Here is a 570-nt window from a genome sequence, read left to right as displayed (position 1 = left end):
CTACAGGGGCGACAATGCTTGAAAGTAGAGGAGCAACGGTGCCGGTCCTGTCTTCTGTGTGAACGGACGATGAAAAAGCGCGCGAGCGCGAGATTCACCCGGAAACCAGCATCAATCCTCGGACGGAGGTTCAATTGGAACGGCAAAGCTAGCCTTCACGCGGTCCATTATAACCATCGTCTTGACTCCCTTAATGTCTGGGTTCTCATAAAAGAATCGTCGCGTGAATTGCTCGTAGTCCTCCATGCTACGTGCGGTAATGTAGAGGACAAAGTCGGCGTCGCCGGTGACGTAAAATCCATTGACAACTTCAACAGACGATTTGATGGCCTTCTTGAACCTGTCGATGATATCTGAACGCTCCCGCTCTAGGGTTACTAGCACAAGCATTTGAATAGGATTTCCGACCGCCTTGGGTGAAATGATCGAGACATCGGCCTCGATGATGCCATCCGAACGGAGTCTCTTCAGTCGTCGTTGACACGCGGTAGCAGAGAGCCCGGCCAGTTCGCCGATTACCTCGGAAGTTAGACGGTTGTTCTTTTGCACGAGCTCAAGGATGCGGACGTC

General features: G+C 52.3%; 1 protein-coding gene. It reads right to left on the bottom strand.

The window, feature by feature from the left end:
• Positions 1-111: 111 nt before the first annotated feature.
• Positions 112-570 (bottom strand): Lrp/AsnC family transcriptional regulator (locus H8A95_RS43455; RefSeq protein WP_233287434.1); only part of this gene is annotated, 459 nt, incomplete at its 5' end.

This window comes from Bradyrhizobium oropedii (genome assembly GCF_020889685.1).
Taxonomy (GTDB): Bacteria; Pseudomonadota; Alphaproteobacteria; order Rhizobiales; family Xanthobacteraceae; genus Bradyrhizobium; species Bradyrhizobium oropedii.
The sequence above is the reverse complement of the archived record's forward strand: the minus strand, read 5'-3'. Positions and strand labels throughout refer to the sequence as shown.